We start from the raw sequence: 18,123 nt of genomic DNA on the forward strand, positions 1-18,123 counted from the left end.
GCCTCAGAAGAGATCCATCTGATCGCCCGGTCCCGCCTCCGGCTCGTCCGGCAGCAGCGCAGGCCCGATCGGCTCGATCAGCTCCGCGCCGAGATTGCGGGCGTTGCTGACCGCCTTTGAGACCGGAAAGGCCTCGAAGAAATCGTCCGGAGCCGGCTTCATCAGGTCAGCCACATGGCGCGGTTCGAGCGTGCGGCAGTCAAGCCAGCGTTCGAAGTCCTCCGGCATGATGATCACCGGCGAGCGGTCGTGCAGTTTCGCCACCACGCCGCTTGCCTGCGTGGTCAGGATCGTGCCGGTATCAAGCTCCGTGCCATCCGCCCCCTGCCAGGGCGACATCAGCCCAGCGAAGGCGATCAGCCCGCCATGGCGCGGGCGGATCCAGTAGGGCTGGGCCGTGCCCTTGCCGCCCGCCTTGCGCCACTCGAAGAAGCCGCTTGCCGGCACCAGCGTGCGGAAATGTCGCAGGGCGCCGCGAAAGGCCGGTTTTTCCGCCGCGCTTTCCGAACGCGCATTGAAGAGCAGCGGAAAATCCCGGCCGTCCTTGACCCAGGCCGGAATAAGTCCCCAGCGCACGAGAAGCGCCGTGCGTCCTTCCCCGCCCCCGGTCAGTTCCGAGGCATTGACCACCATCAGGATCGGTTGCGAAGGCGCGATATTGTAGCGCGGCGGAAACGGATCGATCCCGGTCAGATCGAAGGCCGCCGCCGCCGTCTCAGGGCTTGTTATCAGTCCAAAACGTCCGCACATTGCGTATAGATTTCATCTTGCGCGATGAATGACAAGGGTGCGCGCGACCTCCCGCGAGCCCCGGAAGAAATGCCATAGGGATACCCGTCCATGACCATCTCACCCAGACCCGCCTCCTCCGTGATCGTCAGGCGCGAAGGCAAATTCCTGCTCGTGCGCCGGGCCAATCCTCCGGCACAGGCAATGTATGCCTTCCCCGGCGGCAAGGCAGAGGATGGCGAGACGGCCGAACAGGCCGCGATCCGCGAACTCGCCGAGGAAACCGGCCTGGTCGCGGCCGCCGCAAGCCTGTTTGCGGTCTACGATCTGATCGACCGCGATGATGGCGGCGAGATATCGAGCTTCTACCGGCTGAGCGTGTTTCAGGCGGATGTCGACCGACAAGCTGTTGCGGCAGCCGCGGACGATGCCGACGATCTCGGCTGGTACGCGCTGGAGGAAATCCGCGCCATGAATGTACCGACCAGCGTGCTCGAATGCGCCGAGAGGCTCGGTCGCCCGGGCTGAGACTGTGGCAGCCGCGACACATCGGCGGCACAAGAAACACGGACTGCCCCTGCCGTTAACCGGCTGTTCACTTTTTATGGCAGCAACGCTGACAGACCGGGTAAAATGTTGATACGATAGTTCCGGAACGACCAAGAACGAGAAGCCAGCAAGGAACCGAGATGAAGCCGGATGCCAACGAAATCGACGACATGATCGTGCGGGAAAAGATGCAGGCGGCTCTCGAATACCAGAACGAGGCATGGGCCGACGGTGTTGCCGACGGCATCGAGCCTGAGATCATCGCCGATGCGGCGCTCGCGCTCGCCATGCGCGAAACCGTCCGGATGATCGGCGAGGAAGGCGCGGAGGCAATGCTGGAATCGCTGCGCGAACGCATGCTCGCCGGCGAGTTCTCCCCCGAGCGCATCCTGCAGTAATCCCGACCTGCCGACCGAACGCTCCTCCCCGCATTGACGAATGCCGCTTCGCGCGTGACAAATCGGATCGCGATTCGATCCGCGCCGCGCCGCGCATGAAAGGGACGACCATGGCATTGATCCATCTTCCGGACAGAGCCTTCATCACGCTTGAGGGCGAAGACGCCGAAGCGTTTCTGCAGAACCTGATCACCACCAATGTCGAAGGGCTTGCCTCCGGCGAGGCCTGGCCCGGCGCGCTTTTGACGCCGCAGGGCAAGATCATGTTCGATTTCCTGGTTTCGCGCGGTCCGGCGGGCTTTCTGATCGAGACCCATGCCGAGGACCGGGAAGCGCTGGCAAAGCGGCTGATGCTCTACAAGCTGCGCGCCAAGGTGACGATCGGCACGCCCGACTTTGACGGCGTCACGGTTCTCGCAAATGCGGAGACTGTTCCCGAGGGCGCGATCGCCGACAAACGCTTTGCCGCGTCTGATATCGCGCTGTTCCGTCTGCCCGGACGCCTGGACGACGCGGCAGACGATGCCGACGCCTATACTGCCTTGCGGATCGAAGCCGGGGCTGCGGAAATGCACGCGGATTTCGCCGCCGAAGACGCCTTTCCCCATGACGTGCTGTTCGACAGGAATGGCGGTCTCAACTTCCGCAAGGGCTGCTATGTCGGACAGGAGGTTGTCTCGCGCATGCAGCATCGCGGCACGGCGCGGCGAAGGCTCGTCCGGCTGGAGGCGTCCGAACCCTTCAACACGGATCAGGGCACTGTCGAGGCCGGCGGCAAGAATGCCGGCAGCCTCGGCTCGGTCAGCGGACATAACGCCATGGCGATCGTGCGCATCGACCGGATCGCTTCGGCCGCCGGCGATGTCAGCGTCGGCGGCATACCGGTCAGCGTCACGCCCTATGCCTGGAGCGGCGTATCGCTTGAGCCGACCGGCGCGGAGCCCGAGTAGCCATGCCCAAGACCGATTCCCGAGCCTGGCAGCGCATGCTTTCCGGCCGCCGCCTGGACCTGCTTGATCCCTCCCCGCTTGATGTCGAGATCTCCGACATTGCCCACGGCCTTGCCCGCGTTGCCCGCTGGAATGGCCAGACGGTCGGGACCCACGCCTATTCCGTTGCCCAGCACAGCCTGGTGGTCGAGACCATCTTCCTGCATTGCCACAAGGCAAGCCCCGAAGACTGCCAGATGGCGCTTCTGCATGATGCGCCCGAATATGTGATCGGCGACATGATCTCGCCGTTCAAGGCGGTTGTCGGCGGCGGCTACAAGAGCGTGGAAAAACGGCTGGAGGCAGCCGTCCACCTGCGCTTCGGCCTGCCGCCGCATCCCCCGCGCACGCTGAAGGCACGAATCAAGGCCGCCGACCGCATCGCCGCCTATTTCGAGGCAATCACCCTTGCCGGTTTTTCGCGCACCGAGGCCAAGCGCTTTTTCGGCGAACCCAACGGCGTGTCGATCGAGATGCTCGCAATCGAGCCGATGGCGACGACCGATGCCCAGACGCGTTTTCTGGCGCGGTTTGCGGAAATCGAGGCCGAGCGCGCCAACCGGGAGGCGCCGGCGAAGGGGAATGGCGGATGAGCGCAGCCATCGTGGTCAGCCCGCTGGCGCGCATCGGAGAGATGGCCGCCCGCCACAAATGCCGGTCCATGCTGTCGCTGATGGCCAACGGCCATGACTTTTCGCGGCCGGGCGCGATCGATCCGGCCCGGCACCTGACGCTGCGAATGAACGATATAGCCTTTGCCGGCAGCGGCAAGCTGGTTGCGCCGGAGGCCTTTCACGTCGAAGAGATCATCCGCTTTGCCCGGGCCTGCGATGGCCCCATGCTTGTCCACTGCTGGATGGGCGTATCCCGCTCTCCTGCCGCCGCGCTGATCGCGGCGCTTGCGCGCGCGCCCGTGCTCGATGATCGTGCGCTGGCAGAGGCGCTGAGGGCAGCATCGCCCTTTGCCACGCCGAATGCGCGTCTGATTGCCCTTGGCGACGAGGCCCTCGATCGGAAAGGGCGCCTTGCAGAAGCGGTCAGGGGGATCGGGCGCGGGCGCGACTGCCAGTTGAACCTGCCCTTCGTGCTGGAACCGCAGCGACTTTTCGACGACGGTGGCAACGTTGCAGCGACGCGCGAGTTTTCGTAGCATGGACTTGCGCTGAAAACGCCCTAGCTAGGCAATCATCCTTCCAGTTTCCGAAGACAAGGCATTTTCAATGGACAATATAGAGCAACAGGTCGGCGACATGTTCAAGGCGTCTGGCGATTTCGCCAACGCCATGTGGGCGCTGGTCATCACCTACACATTTTCGGTTCTTGGCGCCGTCATCCTGCTGATTGTCGGCTGGATCGTGGCCGCGCTGGTGCAGCGATCGATCAAGAACGCATTCCTCAAATTCGAGAATGTCGACCGTACCCTGGCGGGCTTCTTCGGTAATATCGCCCGCTACGGCATTCTGACCATCGTCATCATCATGGTGCTCGGCCAGTTCGGCGTGCAGACGGCGTCCATCCTTGCCGCTCTCGGCGCTGCCGGCCTCGCCATCGGTCTCGCTCTGCAGGGCACGCTGCAGAATATCGCGGCCGGCATCATGCTTCTGGTGCTCCGCCCCTTCCGCGTCGGCGAATATATCAGCACCGGCTCGATCGACGGCACGGTGCAGGAAGTCGGCCTGTTCGCCACCGAACTGAAGACCTTTGACGGGCTCTTCCGTCTCGCCCCGAACTCGACGCTCTGGAATGTCTCGATCACCAATTACTCGCGCGTCACCCAGCGCATGCATGAGCTTGCCATCGGCATCGGCTATGACGACGACCTGAAGAAGGCGATCGAGATCCTGCTGGACCTGGCCAAGAACAATGAAAACGTTCTTGCTGATCCCGAACCCTACGCCTTCGTCAAGGAACTCGGCGACAGCGCCGTTGTCGTCGCGATGCGCTACTGGGCGCCGGGTTCCGTGTGGTGGAAGACGACGCATATCATGACCCGCGATGCCAAGCTCGCCTTCGACGAGGCCGGCATTTCCATTCCCTTCCCGCAGGTCACGCTGTCGACGCTGGACGGCGACGAACAGCTCCTCGAAAAAGGGGATGAAGGCGCAGACAAACCGGCGGAGAAGAGCTAGGATCAGGATCAAAGTTGCCGGCCTCGCGCCGGCTTCTTTTTGTCCTTTCGCGCCGGAGCCTGCCATGAAGATTGCCGCCCTCAACATCTACCCGCTGAAAAGCGCGCGCGGGATCGCGCTTGAGGAAAGCCAGTGCGGCCCTTCGGGACTTGCCGGCGACAGGATCGCGGTGATCACGGACGCCGCCGGCCAGTTCATCACCCAGCGCGACATGCCGGCGCTTGCCCGGCTTTCCGCTCTCCGTCGGGATGACGGGCTGGTGCTGGAGATGGATGGTTCGAAGCCGGTTTTTGCCGCTCCGCGCCATGCCGAAAGGCTTGATGTCACGGTGTGGAAGGACACGATCAATGCCGCGACCACATCGGGCGATGTCGATGCGACATTGTCGGACTGGTTCGGCCGGCCTGTTCGCCTGACCTTCTTTGACGGCTCCGCAAGCCGCATTGCCAGCCGCGACTGGGTGGAGCAGGATACGCCGGTTTCCTTCGCCGACGGCTTCCAGCTTCTGGTGACCAGCACCGGCTCGCTTGCCGCCCTCAATGCCGATCTTGAAGCCCATGGCGCGGAGCCGGTCGGCATGGAGCGCTTCCGACCGAATATCGTGCTCGACTGCGCGGAACCCTGGGCAGAGGACGGCTGGACCGGCATAGAGATTTCCGGAATCCGGTTCGACTTCGTCAAGCCCTGCGCCCGCTGCATCATGACCACGCAGGACCAGACCACCGGATCGCGCGACGGCGCCAATCCGCTGCCGGCGATGGGCCGCATCCGCATGTCGGCGGATCGCCGGGTGCCCGGACCGCTCTTCGGCTGGAACGCCGTGCCGCGCGGCGAAGGCCTTCTGCGGGTCGGCGATGCGGCGGAAATTACCGGAACGCGGGAAGAAAGCTGGCCGCTGAAGCGGCGGCGCTGAACGTCAGGCCGTTTCCTGCTTCTCCAGCGCCTTCAGGGTTGCGGCGATGAAACTGTCGCGGGCGCTGTCCGGCTTGATCCCGCGCGGCTCGTAGACGTGGCGATCGAGAAAGAAGCCGGTCAGGCGGAAACCCGCCGCAAGACCCGTTGGGTCCGCGGCCTCGTTGATATCCGCTCTCAAAAAATCCGGCAGCGCCAGCATCCGGTCCGCATAGGGCGCGCCGGCATGCCGCGAGACCGCCCTGCCCGACTTCGGCGACACATAGACAAGATCGACCATGGAGCCGTTCGCGGCGCAGCGCGCCAGGTCAAGCCCGAAACCGAGCTCGTTCAGGAGCGCCAGTTCGAAGCGGACATAGAGCTCGCCCGCCGAGACGGGGTCATCCAGGTTCGCGATGATCACTTCGACAGCTTCGCAGAGATGGCGATGCGGGTCGCGTTCCGGCAGGAGGCGCAGAAGCGCCGCCATGGCGCGCATGCCATGCAGCGCGGTTGCCGACTGCATCAGAAGGCCGGCCCGCTGGCTGAGCGGCTCGACCCGGAACTCGCCGAGATGTTCGGAAAGACGAGCCCGCCATGAAAGCGAGACCCGGTTGCCGGGCTGCAGCACCGGGCGCATCGTGCGCGAGCGGCCGCCACGCACCAGACCCAAATGGCGACCATGGGAAAGCGTCATGACCTCGGCGATCGCGCTGGTCTCGCCATGGCGGCGCATACCCAGAACAATGCCTTCGTCCTGCCATTCCATCGCTCACGCCACTCCGCTTAATTCGAGTAATCGAGCCCCATCTCGCGGTAACGCTCCGGGTCGTCGCCCCAGTTCTCACGCACCTTCACGAACAGGAACAGGTGAACCTTCTGCTCGAGGATCTCGGACAGTTCCTTGCGGGCCGCCATGGAGATCGACTTGATCGCCTCGCCGCCCTTGCCGAGCGCGATCTTCTTCTGGCTGTCGCGTTCCAGGTAGACCACCTGCTCGATGCGCACCGAACCGTCCTTGCGTTCCTCCCATTTCTCCGTCTCGACATGGGCAGAGTAAGGCAGTTCCTGATGAAGCCGCAGGAACAGTTTTTCGCGGGTGATTTCGGCGGCAAGCTGGCGCATCGGCAGATCGGAAATCTGGTCCTCGGGATAGTACCACGGGCCCTCCGGCAGGGCTTTCGCCAGATAATCCATCAGGTCGTCACAGCCCGACCCATTGGTGGCCGAGATCATGAAGGTCTGCTCGAAGCCGATCGCCTCATTGGCGGCGGCGGCGAGCTTCAGCAGGTCTTCATGGCGCACGCGGTCGATCTTGTTGAGCACAAGAATCTTCGGCTGCCGGACCTCTTTCAGGCCTTCGAGAATAGCCTCAGCATCGCCCTTCAGACCGCGCTCGGCATCGACCAGCAACATGATCAGATCGGCATCGCGCGCGCCGCTCCAGGCCGCCAGCACCATGGCGCGGTCAAGCCTGCGGCGCGGCTTGAAGATGCCGGGCGTATCCATGAACACGATCTGGGCATTGTCATGAATGGCGATGCCGCGCAGCGTGGCGCGCGTGGTCTGCACCTTGTGGCTGACGATCGAGACCTTGGCGCCGACGAGCCGGTTGACCAGCGTCGATTTGCCGGCATTGGTCGGACCGATCAACGCAACGAAGCCGGAACGGGTCGCGGCGGTCTCTGCGCCATTTTCTGCGTCAGTCATCTGCTTCTCCTGCGGCTCGCACCAAAACGCGGAAACCGGTAAAACACTTTAAATTCAGTCTATTGTTACGCCAAACTAAACGCATTCATGAATGCGAGAGCCATCAGCCCCCGGTCTTCCAGACGCCTTCGCGCTCCAGAAGCTTGGTCGCAGCCACCTGTTCTGCCGCACGTTTTGAACGGTCAACGCCGGTCTCGGGCTCAACGCCTTTGACGGTGACCTTCACGGTGAAACGCGGCTCGTGATCCGGGCCGGACCGGTCCTCGACATGATAGATCGGGGTTTCGCCATGATTGGCGTGCGCCCATTCCTGCAGTTCCGTCTTGGCGTCGCGTCTCAGTTTCACGCCATCGGCAAAGAGCGGCTTCCAGTGCGTCTCGATGAAGCGGCGCGCCGGTTCCAGGCCGCCCTCCATGTAGATCGCCGCGATCACGCTCTCGACCACGTCGGCGCGGATCGAAAGCACGCGCTTGCCCGTCAGCTTCTTCACGTCCTGACCGGTCTTGATGAAGCGGTGCAGGCCGAGATCGTCGGCGACCCTGGCGCAGGCCTCCGCGCTCACCAGCTGATTGAGGCGGACCGAAAGCTCGCCCTCGGTTGCCGTCGGGAAAAGCTTGAACAGGTTCTCCGCGATCACCAGCCCCAGCACGCGGTCGCCGAGGAACTCCATGCGTTCGTAGTTTCCGTCCTTGCCGCTGCGCGCGCTCGAATGGGTCAGAGCCCGCGCTATGCGTTCCCGGTCGGAAAATTCGAAACCGATCAGCCTTGCCAGTTCGCCGGCTTCATCCTCTCCTGCGCCCCGTGCCGCCATTCAGCCACCAATGACCTTGAACAGGCGGTCCCAACGCATGTTGAACGGCCACTTCCAGATTTCGGCGAAGGACGTGTCATTGCCGAGCGAGAAGAAGATCAGGCTGGCGCGACCGACGAGATTTTCCGCCGGCACGAAACCGACGTCAAAGCGGCTGTCGAGCGAATTGTCGCGGTTGTCGCCCATCATGAAATAATGGCCCTCAGGGACGATGAATTCGCGGGTGTTGTCGCCAGGCGAGTTGCGGATTTCATCGAGCGTGTCGTAGCTGACGCCGTCCGGCAGGGTTTCGCGGAAGACCGGAATGTCGCGGCCCGGGTCCCGGCGATAGTCGGAGGTGAAGGTGCCATCGGCCGTGCGCGGAACCGGCTCGCCATTGAGGTAGAGAATGCCGTTCTGCACCTGCACCCGGTCGCCCGGAAGGCCGATCACGCGCTTGATGTAGTCGACACTCGGGTTCGGCGGATAGCGGAACACCACGACGTCGCCGCGATCGGGATCGGAGCCGAAAATGCGCCCTTCGAACAGGTTGGGCGAAAACGGCAGAGAATAGCGCGAATAGCCGTAGGAGAACTTGTTCACGAACAGGTAGTCACCCACCAGAAGCGTCGGCATCATCGAACCCGAGGGAATGGTGAAGGGCTGGAACAGAAACGTCTTGATGACGAGAGCAAGAAGCAGCGCCTGAACAATGACTTTGACATTGCTCCAGAGCGAGCTTTCCTTTTTTTCTTCTTCTTCGGCCACGCGTTATTTCCTTCTTACACCCATGCGGTTCGTTGCCTGAGCTTTAGCCCCTTCACCCGAAGCGGGCAATGTTTTTAAACCAAAATGCAGGCTCTACACAGCTTCGATGATGACGAAGGCCTGGGCGAGCGGATAGTCGTCGGTGATCGTCAGATGAATGCGCGCCTCGAGACCTGCGGGGATCATGGCGGCGAGATGTTCGGCTGCCCGTCCGGTCAATTCCATGGTTGGCTTGCCGCCGGCCAGGTTGACCACGCCCATTTCCCGCCAGAAGACGCCGCGCGCGATACCCGTCCCGAGCGCCTTGGCGCATGCTTCCTTTGCGGCGAAACGTTTGGCGTATGATGCAGCGCGATTGCGGCGTTGGTCGGAACGCTGCTGCTCGATCTCTGTGAAACAGCGCGCGATGAAGCGGTCGCCGTGGCGTTCGATCGATTTCTCGATCCGCCTGATGTCGATGAGATCGCTCCCAAGCCCGACAATCATCTCCCGGTCCCCCGCATGGTGTCAGCTCTTTGAGCCTTCGGCGGCCTGACCTTCGCGCGGCTTGCCGCCGCGGGCCGCCAGCATTGCCTGGCGGCGTTGCTGGAAGGACTGGACGGCGAAATAGGTAAGCCCGTAGAAGATGGCGCCGCTCAACAGCGCCGGAAGCACCGCGCCGACGGCCATCGGCTCCAGAAGCGGTCGCCAGAGGTCTGAAAGCTCGAAACGGTGCACCAGATCCACGAGGTCGATATGGTCGCGCCCGCCGACATCGCGTCCGAGCAGAGTGCTGCCGAGCCGCCAGGTCGAAAGCCAGATGAACGGGAAGGTCAGCGGATTGCCGAAGGCCGTACCGAGCGCTGCGGCGGCATAATTGCCGCCAAACAGAAAGGCGAGAAGAAAGGCCGAAATAAAATGCCCGCCGATGAAAGGCGTCCACGAAACGGCAACGCCAGCCGCAATGCCCATGGCAATCGCGTGCGGCGTCGCCCTCAGCCGCACCGTGCGGTGATAAAGATAGACCGGCACGCGCCAGAAGCCCTTCTTGGGCCAGATCGCGGCGCGAAACCGCTGCCAATAATTTGCCTGGGAACGTCTCTTAAAAAGCATCGCCTACTTTTGACATCTGGCGGGGGGATTGCAAGGGCGTAGATCGTTTCAGCGTCCACTTCAACAAGGATCGCCGCCGGCAGCCAAGACAAAGCCGAACGCGTCACCCGGACAGATGACCTCACCTGCCGCACGCGTCCGTTCCAGATGTCGGCCATGCGGCCCTGGTCAATCCTTCCTGTGCTCTTGCGAATAGTGCTCCGGCGTCGGGCGGTTCGGGTCGAAACTGTGGTCGATATTGTCGATCACATGCTTGACGCCGTCGACCTCCTTCTCCGTGACCTTGGGGCTGGTAAAACGCTTGAAGAAGCGCGTCAGACGATCCAGCATCTTGTACCTTCCTTTCATCGTTCATTCTGTCCTTGAGGGACAAAAAACGCTAACAGGAAGACGCGGCGAAATCGTGGAAAGTTCCATGCTTTGCGCGCTTTTCGCGCTATTCGAAGAGCCGGTTGACCGTGGCCACGCAATCAAGGGCCTTGAGCTGGTTCAGCGTCTGCGTCAACTGCCGCAGATCCCAGACTTCCATGTCCATTGTCACCTCGGCAAAATCCTCTGCGACGACCTTCATCTGGATGGCGCGGATATTGACGCCAAGCGTGGCGATCGTCTCCGTGATCCGGGCAAGCGTTCCCGGCTCGTTGAGGACACTGATGCCGACGCGGGCGCGAAAGCGCTTGTCATTGGTGGAATCGATATCCCAGCGGATATCGATCCAGCGATCGGGCTCGTCGTCGAAATGCTGCAGGTCCGGCGACTGGATCGGATAGACGGTGATGCCGCCGTCATCGCCGGCAATGCCGACGATCCGGTCGCCTGGAACGGCGCCGGAAGGCGCGAAACGCACGGTCGCCCCGGCATTGAGCCCGCGCAGCGGAAAGCTTCCCGCCGCGTCTCCACCATCGGTGGTTTCCGGCAGTTTGAAGGCCATGCCCTCGCCCTTCGGCAGGTTGACCCAGCCTTCCTCGCTGCTCGGCTTGATCGTGACGCGCTCGTCCTTGTGATCGGGGAAGACGGCGCGCAACACGTCACTCGATGACATCTCGTTGCGGCCGACCGCGGCGATCACGTCCTCGACATCGCTCTGGCCAAGCCGATGCAGCACCGTCGACAGCACCTCCCGAGAAAAGGTCTTTCCCGAGCGCGCGAAGGTACGCTCCAGAATACGATAGCCGAGGCCGCTATACTGTTTGCGGATCGCGGCCCGAGTCGCCCGGCGGATCGCCGCGCGGGCCTTGCCGGTGACCACGATGCCTTCCCAGGCGGGCGGCGGAACCTGAACGCCGGAACGGATGATCTCCACCTCGTCGCCATTGTTAAGCCTGGTGACAAGCGGCATCATCCGCCCGTTCACCTTGGCGCCCACGCACGTATCGCCAACATTGGTGTGCACCGCATAGGCAAAGTCGATCGGCGTTGCGTCCTTCGGCAGCGCGATCAGCTTGCCCTTCGGCGTGAAGCAGAACACCTGATCCTGGAACAGTTCCAGCTTGGTGTGTTCCAGGAATTCCTCGGGACTGTCGCCCTCGGCCAGTGCTTCGATGGTCTTGCGAAACCAGGAGAAGACGCTCGTCTCCTCATCGCCTGCCTGCCCCTTGACGGTGCGACCGTCCTTGTAGAGCGAATGCGCGGCGATGCCGTATTCGGCGATCTCGTGCATGTGCTTCGTGCGGATCTGCAGTTCGATGCGCTGGCGCATCGGCCCGACGATCGTCGTATGCAGCGACTGGTAACCGTTCTGCTTGGGGTTCGAGATATAGTCCTTGAACCGCTCCGGCACCATGCGCCATGTGGTGTGAACGAGACCAAGTGCGCGATAGCAGGTCTCCACTTCGTCTACGATGATGCGGAAGCCGTAGAGATCCGACATCTGTTCGAAGGAGAGCGATTTCGACTGCATCTTGTTGAAGATCGAAAACGGCTTCTTCTGCCGGCCCTTGACCTTGACGTCCTGCAGGCCGTGCTCCTGCAGCAACGCCTTCAGCTCGTCTTCGATGCTCTTGACCAGGGCCTGATTCTGGCCGGAGAGATCTTCCAGCTTGCCCTTGATCGTCTGATAGGCATCGGGGTTGATGTATTGGAAGGAGAGGTCCTCCAGCTCCTCGCGCATGTCCTGCATGCCCATGCGGCCGGCGAGCGGCGCATAGATTTCCATCGTCTCCTCGGAGATCCGCCGGCGCTTGTCGGGACGCATGTAGTAGAGCGTGCGCATATTGTGCAGGCGATCGGCAAGCTTGACCAGAAGCACGCGCACATCATCGGCCACCGAGAGCAGAAGCTTGCGAAGGTTTTCCGCCTGCTGGGCCTTGCGGGAGACGAGGTCGAGACGCTTGATCTTGGTCAGCCCCTCGACAAGCGCACCGATCTCGTCGCCGAAGAAAGCGTCGATTTCGGCGCGGGTCGCCGACGTGTCCTCGATCGTATCGTGCAGCAGCGCGACGGCAATCGTGGATTCGTCCATATGCAGATCGGTCAGGATCGCCGCGACTTCCAGAGGATGCGAGATGTAGGGGTCGCCGCTGGCGCGCTTTTGCCGGCCATGTTTCTGCATGGCGTAGACATAGGCCTTGTTGAGGAGCGCGATATCGGCGTCGGGCTTATATTTCTGTACCCGCTCAACAAGTTCATATTGCCGCATCATGGCTGAAAGACCAGGCCCACTCGGGCGTAATACGGGTCGGGTACGGCCCGTTCTGACGGAGATGGAAAGGAAGGCAGTTCGCGGGGCTCAACGCCCCGCAATGCAAGCGATCAGTAGTCGTCGCCTTTTTCCGGCGGAACCAGTCCCTCGATACCGGCACGCAGCTCTTCTTCCGACATCTGGTCGAAAGGAATGGCTTCGGGCTGGTCGGGACGGTCTGCGGTTTCTTCGCTGACATCGTCTTCGGATGCCGCGTTCTGCGTCTGCTCCGCTTCCGGCTCGTCCACTTCGACGTGACGCTGCAGGGAATGGATAAGGTCTTCCTTGAGGTCGTCGGGCGAAAGGGTCTCGTCAGCGATTTCACGCAGTGCGACAACAGGGTTCTTGTCATTGTCGCGATCGACAGTTATCGGAGCGCCCTGGGAGATGAGACGCGCACGATGTCCGGCGAGCAGAACCAGTTCAAACCGGTTGTCAACTTTGTCGATACAGTCTTCAACTGTGACACGTGCCATTGACTGTCCTTTTAGGTGATTTCTGTGGAAATGCCTCTCATAGAGACTCACATATCGGAATTCAAGAGCGCATTTTCAATCCCGCGAAGCGGTTTTGGAACAAACGGCACCTTTGCCCGTTCACTGGTTATAACTATGGGTTGAATGTTTTCGCATACATGATTAAATCGCAATTGCGACCAACTGGCGTCTTCGGCGCACAGTCGTTATACTGAAGACTCTTTAATTTATCGCAATTCGGGCTCGTCCCAAGCAAAGCTGGTTTTAGTGAAGGGTATTTTGCATGTTTGATCCGCGCGAGAAAATTGCGCTCTTTATCGATGGAGCGAATCTGTATGCCGCTTCGAAAAGCCTCGGGTTCGACATAGATTATCGCAAGCTGTTGAAGACCTTCAACAACAAGGCCTACCTCCTGCGTGCCTACTATTATACGGCGCTCATCGAGGACCAGGAATATTCGTCGATCCGACCGCTGATCGACTGGCTGGACTATAACGGCTACAAGGTGGTCACCAAGCCGGCCAAGGAATTCACCGATTCCATGGGGCGCAGGAAGATCAAGGGCAATATGGATATCGAACTGGCCATCGACGCGATGGAACAGTCGTCCACGGTCGATCATCTGGTGATCTTTTCCGGCGACGGCGACTTCACCACCCTGGTCGAAGCGCTCCAGCGCAAGGGCCGCAAGGTTTCGGTGGTTTCCACGATGTCGACCCAGCCGCCGATGATTGCCGATGACCTACGCCGCCAGGCGGACCATTTCATCGATCTGGTGTCTCTGCGGTCCGAAGTCGGCCGCGAGCCCTCCGAGCGTGCGCAGCGGCCGGCCGAGGTTGTTTCGTCGGACTTCGACGACTGACCCGATAACAAATGTCCGGGGCGCCGCCTCGGCGCATTCCGTTCTGACAGCGTTATCAGCAACTCCAAGAATAAGAAAACAACCCTGAGGCGAGCTTCCGCCTCACCCAAGTTGCTTCAGAAGCCTGCTCTTCTCCCGATTCCAGTCCCGTTTCTTGACCGTCTCGCGCTTGTCGTGCGCCTTCTTGCCCTTGCCGAGCGCAAGCTGCAGCTTCGCCAGCCCCCGTTCGTTGAAATAGAGCTTCAGCGGGATCAGCGTCATACCCTCGCGGTTGACGGCCGAACGCAGCCGGTTGATCTCGCGGCGCCCCAGGAGAAGCTTGCGGCGGCGGCGCGGTTCGTGATTGAAGCGGTTGCCCTGAAGATATTCCGGCAGGTAGGAATTGATCAGCCACATCTCGCCGTCCTCGTCGGAGGCATAGGACTCGGCGATATTGGCCTTGCCCTCGCGCAGCGACTTCACCTCGGTTCCGGTCAGAACCAGGCCGGCCTCGAACGTGTCGAGGATTTCGTAATTGAACCGCGCCTTGCGGTTTTCGGCGACGGTCTTGAATGCGCCGCCCTTGCTGCCTTTCGGAGCCATGGTCTTTTCCGTATTCTTGAGCGGCGTCTTGCTGCGACTAGTCGATCAGCCCGGCGTGGCGCAACGCGGCGTCAATGGCGCCGGCCGTTCTTTCCTCCACACCGAGAAGCGGGAGCCGCACGGCATCGCTCATTCGTCCAATCCTCTTGAGCGCATATTTAGTGCCGCTGACACCCGGTTCAAGAAACAGCGCCTTGTGCAGCGGCATCAGCCTGTCCTGATAGGACAGCGCGGTCTTGAAATCCTCCTTCAACAGCGCCGACTGGAACTCGGAACAGAGTTTCGGCGCGACATTGGCGGTGACCGAAATGCAGCCGACGCCGCCCTGGGCGACAAAGCCGAGCGCGGTGGCGTCCTCGCCGGAAATCTGGATGAAGTCCGCGCCGCAGGAGATGCGCTGCTCCGACACGCGCTCGATCTTGCCGGTGGCATCCTTCACGCCGACGATATTGGCATGCGCCTTGGCAAGCTGCCCCATCGTCTCCGGCAGCATATCGATGACCGAACGCGGCGGAATATTGTAGATGATGATCGGCAGCGAGATGGCCTCGGCGATTGCGGCGAAATGGGCATAGAGCCCCTTCTGGGTTGGCTTGTTGTAATAGGGCGTCACCACCAAGACGGCATCCGCGCCGGCTTTTTCCGCGTGCTGGGCAAGATCGATCGCCTCACGGGTATTGTTGGAACCCGCTCCGGCGATCACAGGCACGCGCTTTGCGGCGGCCTCGACGCAGAGATCAACCACGCGGCGGTGTTCGTCATGGCTGAGCGTCGGCGATTCACCAGTGGTCCCGACCGGCACGACACCGTGGCTGCCCTCATCGATCATCCAGTTGACGTGATCGACAAAACCCGCCTCGTCCAACGCGCCGTCCGGCGTGAACGGGGTGACAAGCGCGGGAATGGACCCCTTGAACATGCGGCTTCTCCTGGCGGCGTTCTTTATAAGGCCGCATTCCTGTTTCAAAATCGAGCGCACCATAATGCCGGATATGAGGCACTGCAAGCATTGCCTTTACTCGCGAAGAGGTCTTCCGTCGGCCTTGAAATTCATCAGGGTTAAGCCGATTTTAACCGAGGAGACCGATAATTTCAGGCGCTGTTGAATTCGTTCCCGGGACGCTCGAATGAAGAAAACCCTGTTGATGCTTTCACTCGCCGCTTCGGTGGCCGTGACAGACGCTCAGCTTGCCGCCGCGCAGGAGTTCCCCTCCGTGGCCCCCATTCCCTATGCAAAGCCCGATCGCACTGCTAGCGCGCCGTCTATGGAGATCACCGGCGCGATAAGCCAGCCGGTGGCAAATCCCGCCTCGAGTTCGATCCTGAAACACGGCCTTGACGCGCTGAAGGAATCCGATGTCTCGACAGCGCTGCGCGACCGCAACCGCCTTCCGGAAGGTTCGCTCGATCACCAGATCATGAGCTGGGCGATCGCGCTCTCCGGCGACAAGGGCGTCCCCTCCTCCGAGATCGCCGAGGCACAGCAGGAATTGCGCGGCTGGCCGGGGCTTTCCGCCCTGAGGGCAAATTCCGAACGCGCCTTTGCTGACGAGAACCCATCTCCCAACGCCGTCATAGCCGCCTTCGGCAATTCCCTGCCGGAGACCTCGGAAGGCACACTTCTGCTCGGGAAGGCACTGCTGGCCACCGGCCAGCGCAAGCAGGCCCATGACATCGTCAACCGCGCCTGGAGCGGATGGGCGCTCGACACGGCGACGGAAAACCAGTTCATCAACGCCTTCGGTTCGATCCTCTCGCAGGAGGATCACAAGAATCGCATGGTCTACCTGCTCTATCGCGACCGGGCGACCCAGGCCAAGCGCTTCTCCGAATACGGCAATGCGCAATCCTTCTACAACGCCTGGGCGGCCGTCATCCGACGCCAGTCCAATTCCGACAGCCTGATCAACGCCGTTCATTCCTCCTGGCGCAGCGATCCGGGCTTTCTCTATATCCAGATCCGTAACGCCCGCCAGAACAACCGTTTCGACACGGCGGCGGCACTACTGAAGAAAGCTCCCCGCAATCAGGCAGCCATGGTCAGCCCGGACCAGTGGTGGGATGAAAGCCGCATTGTCGGCCGCCATTTCTACGAGGAAGGCAATCCGCGACAGGCCTACCAGATCGTTGCCGCTGCCATGCCCGAGGGAAGGCTCGACCAGCTTGACGAGGCCTTCCACGCCGGCTGGATCGCACTTCGCGGCCTCAATGACGGGCGCACCGCTGCTGCTCATTTCGCCAAGATCGTGGAGATTTCGCCGACGCCGATCTCGTCCTCGCGCTCCTATTACTGGCAGGGACGCGCCGCTGAAGCCGGCGGCCCCGGTAATGCACGCGATTTTTATCGTCGCGCCGGCCAGTACCCGACCACCTTCTACGGCCAGCTTGCCCTGCAGAAGCTCGGCCAGACCCAGTTTGATGTCGACTATCCGAGCCCGACGCCGGCCGACCGCGCCAATTTCCAGAAGAACCCCGCCGTTCAGGCCATCAACCGGCTGCAATCCGTCGGCCATGGCTGGCGCGCAAACCGGCTCTATCTGGCCCTGGCCGACGAGCTGACGAGCCCGGGTGAACTTGCCATCCTCGCCTATCAGGCCGAGCAGGACCGCAACCACACACTCTCGCTGCAGATCGGCAAGATTGCCTACGGACGCGGACTTGATGTTGCAGCGCTTGCCTTTCCCATCGGCGTGATCCCGACGGATGCCAATATCTCCGGATCCGGCATGGCGCTCGCCTATGCGATTGCGCGGCAGGAAAGCGCGTTCAATCCGGGCGCCGTTTCACCCGCCAATGCGCGCGGCCTGCTGCAGCTTCTGCCGACGACCGCCCAGCGTGTGGCAAGCCGCCACGGCCTCTCATACTCCGCCTCGCGCCTGACCAATGATCCCGCCTATAACGCCACGCTCGGCGCCCATTATCTCGGCGAGCAGATCGACCGGTTCGATGGTTCCTACATCCTCACCTTCGTCGCCTACAATGCCGGCCCCGCCCGCGTGCCGCAATGGATCGAACGCTTCGGCGACCCGCGCGGCAAGAACCTCGATTTCGTCATCGACTGGATCGAATCGATCCCCTACCCCGAGACGCGCAACTACGTTCAGCGCATCATGGAAAACTACGAAATCTACAAGGCCCGCCTCGGCCAGCCGACGGATATCGCAAGGGATTTGATTTACGGGCGGACGTGAGGACATGAAAAAGCCGGATGTGATGCCTCCGGCTCAGACCGCCAACAAAGCCTACTTGCGGAAGGGGCGTCCCCCTCTCTGCGTCACCCCGGCCTTGAGCCGGGGTCCAGGGCGACACGAACAAACCTTCGGTCTTGATGCATGCACAACCAGTTCGCGATGGCTCTGCCTGCTCGCCCTGGCAACTGTATTGTTTTGTACCTGTTCAGGCTGGTTTGTACATGGTCTGATCTCTTAGCATTGCGTTTGCAAGGGTTAGGATTTTTCGTGCGATTGCGATGATCATG

21 protein-coding genes are annotated in these 18,123 nt (G+C 61.7%); 9 read left to right on the plus strand and 12 right to left on the minus strand.

Annotation, left to right across the window (positions count from 1 at the left end; all coding sequences use genetic code 11):
- Positions 1 to 3: 3 nt before the first annotated feature.
- Complete coding sequence (locus GGR30_RS03485; protein WP_183482543.1) at positions 4 to 750, minus strand: SOS response-associated peptidase; 747 nt, start codon at positions 748 to 750, stop codon at positions 4 to 6.
- Positions 751 to 840: 90 nt separating this feature from the next.
- On the opposite strand from GGR30_RS03485, the gene GGR30_RS03490 reads away from it, so the two are divergent.
- The 7 genes from GGR30_RS03490 to GGR30_RS03520 all read left to right on the plus strand — a co-directional run bounded on the left by GGR30_RS03490 (position 841) and on the right by GGR30_RS03520 (position 5,707).
- Positions 841 to 1,257 carry an NUDIX hydrolase gene (locus GGR30_RS03490; protein ID WP_183482545.1) on the plus strand — a complete coding sequence of 139 codons (417 nt, stop codon included), beginning with the start codon at positions 841 to 843 and terminating at the stop codon, positions 1,255 to 1,257.
- A 161-nt stretch (positions 1,258 to 1,418) separates the two neighbouring features.
- Complete coding sequence (locus GGR30_RS03495) at positions 1,419 to 1,676, plus strand: hypothetical protein (RefSeq protein WP_183482547.1); 258 nt, start codon at positions 1,419 to 1,421, stop codon at positions 1,674 to 1,676.
- Between the two features lie 110 nt (positions 1,677 to 1,786).
- Positions 1,787 to 2,626, plus strand: a complete 840-nt coding sequence (gene ygfZ, locus GGR30_RS03500; RefSeq protein ID WP_183482549.1) for a CAF17-like 4Fe-4S cluster assembly/insertion protein YgfZ — start codon at positions 1,787 to 1,789, stop codon at positions 2,624 to 2,626.
- Positions 2,627 to 2,628: 2 nt separating this feature from the next.
- Positions 2,629 to 3,258, plus strand: a complete 630-nt coding sequence (locus GGR30_RS03505; RefSeq protein WP_183482551.1) for an HD domain-containing protein — start codon at positions 2,629 to 2,631, stop codon at positions 3,256 to 3,258.
- On the plus strand, positions 3,255 to 3,815 hold the full coding sequence (locus GGR30_RS03510) for a tyrosine phosphatase family protein (protein ID WP_183482553.1): 561 nt from the start codon (positions 3,255 to 3,257) through the stop codon (positions 3,813 to 3,815). The genes GGR30_RS03505 and GGR30_RS03510 overlap by 4 nt, the downstream gene beginning before the upstream one ends.
- Before the next feature lie 70 nt (positions 3,816 to 3,885).
- A complete protein-coding gene (locus GGR30_RS03515) occupies positions 3,886 to 4,794 on the plus strand; it encodes a mechanosensitive ion channel family protein (RefSeq protein ID WP_183482555.1) in 909 nt (302 codons plus the stop codon).
- 64 nt (positions 4,795 to 4,858) lie between these two features.
- Positions 4,859 to 5,707, plus strand: a complete 849-nt coding sequence (locus GGR30_RS03520; protein ID WP_183482557.1) for an MOSC domain-containing protein — start codon at positions 4,859 to 4,861, stop codon at positions 5,705 to 5,707.
- A 3-nt stretch (positions 5,708 to 5,710) separates the two neighbouring features.
- On the opposite strand, the gene recO is transcribed toward GGR30_RS03520, so the two are convergent.
- The 9 genes from recO to rpoZ form a co-directional block, all read right to left on the minus strand.
- Positions 5,711 to 6,454, minus strand: a complete 744-nt coding sequence (recO, locus tag GGR30_RS03525) for a DNA repair protein RecO (RefSeq protein WP_183482559.1) — start codon at positions 6,452 to 6,454, stop codon at positions 5,711 to 5,713.
- 17 nt (positions 6,455 to 6,471) lie between these two features.
- Positions 6,472 to 7,395, minus strand: coding sequence for a GTPase Era (era, locus tag GGR30_RS03530; protein WP_183482561.1), 924 nt, complete (start codon positions 7,393 to 7,395; stop codon positions 6,472 to 6,474).
- Between the two features lie 103 nt (positions 7,396 to 7,498).
- Complete coding sequence (gene rnc, locus GGR30_RS03535; RefSeq protein WP_183482563.1) at positions 7,499 to 8,206, minus strand: ribonuclease III; 708 nt, start codon at positions 8,204 to 8,206, stop codon at positions 7,499 to 7,501.
- Complete coding sequence (gene lepB, locus GGR30_RS03540; protein WP_024707068.1) at positions 8,207 to 8,953, minus strand: signal peptidase I; 747 nt, start codon at positions 8,951 to 8,953, stop codon at positions 8,207 to 8,209.
- 93 nt (positions 8,954 to 9,046) lie between these two features.
- Positions 9,047 to 9,439 (minus strand): holo-ACP synthase, encoded by a 393-nt coding sequence (acpS, locus tag GGR30_RS03545; protein ID WP_183482565.1) that lies wholly within the window; start codon positions 9,437 to 9,439, stop codon positions 9,047 to 9,049.
- Between the two features lie 21 nt (positions 9,440 to 9,460).
- Positions 9,461 to 10,045 (minus strand): DUF2062 domain-containing protein, encoded by a 585-nt coding sequence (locus tag GGR30_RS03550; RefSeq protein WP_183482567.1) that lies wholly within the window; start codon positions 10,043 to 10,045, stop codon positions 9,461 to 9,463.
- A gap of 168 nt (positions 10,046 to 10,213) precedes the next feature.
- A complete protein-coding gene (locus GGR30_RS03555) occupies positions 10,214 to 10,375 on the minus strand; it encodes a hypothetical protein (protein WP_183482569.1) in 162 nt (53 codons plus the stop codon).
- 106 nt (positions 10,376 to 10,481) lie between these two features.
- Positions 10,482 to 12,686: a RelA/SpoT family protein gene (locus GGR30_RS03560; protein WP_183482571.1), complete on the minus strand. Its 2,205-nt coding sequence runs from the start codon at positions 12,684 to 12,686 to the stop codon at positions 10,482 to 10,484.
- 110 nt (positions 12,687 to 12,796) lie between these two features.
- The gene (gene rpoZ / locus GGR30_RS03565) at positions 12,797 to 13,201 is read right to left on the minus strand and encodes a DNA-directed RNA polymerase subunit omega (RefSeq protein ID WP_183482573.1); all 405 of its coding nucleotides are present in this window, start codon (positions 13,199 to 13,201) and stop codon (positions 12,797 to 12,799) included.
- 283 nt (positions 13,202 to 13,484) lie between these two features.
- Here rpoZ and GGR30_RS03570 point away from each other — a divergent pair, with 283 nt between their 5' ends.
- Positions 13,485 to 14,063, plus strand: a complete 579-nt coding sequence (locus GGR30_RS03570) for a LabA-like NYN domain-containing protein (RefSeq protein ID WP_183482575.1) — start codon at positions 13,485 to 13,487, stop codon at positions 14,061 to 14,063.
- Positions 14,064 to 14,165: 102 nt separating this feature from the next.
- Here GGR30_RS03570 and smpB read toward each other — a convergent pair whose 3' ends face one another.
- Together smpB and dapA are read right to left on the minus strand one after the other, a co-directional pair.
- Positions 14,166 to 14,645: an SsrA-binding protein SmpB gene (gene smpB / locus GGR30_RS03575; protein ID WP_183482577.1), complete on the minus strand. Its 480-nt coding sequence runs from the start codon at positions 14,643 to 14,645 to the stop codon at positions 14,166 to 14,168.
- A gap of 37 nt (positions 14,646 to 14,682) precedes the next feature.
- A complete protein-coding gene (gene dapA, locus GGR30_RS03580) occupies positions 14,683 to 15,564 on the minus strand; it encodes a 4-hydroxy-tetrahydrodipicolinate synthase (RefSeq protein ID WP_183482579.1) in 882 nt (293 codons plus the stop codon).
- Positions 15,565 to 15,772: 208 nt separating this feature from the next.
- On the opposite strand from dapA, the gene GGR30_RS03585 reads away from it, so the two are divergent.
- Positions 15,773 to 17,836: a lytic transglycosylase domain-containing protein gene (locus GGR30_RS03585; RefSeq protein ID WP_183482581.1), complete on the plus strand. Its 2,064-nt coding sequence runs from the start codon at positions 15,773 to 15,775 to the stop codon at positions 17,834 to 17,836.
- Positions 17,837 to 18,123 lie beyond the last annotated feature (287 nt).

Origin of the sequence: Martelella radicis (assembly GCF_014196625.1) — a bacterium.
Taxonomy (GTDB): domain Bacteria; phylum Pseudomonadota; class Alphaproteobacteria; order Rhizobiales; family Rhizobiaceae; genus Martelella; species Martelella radicis.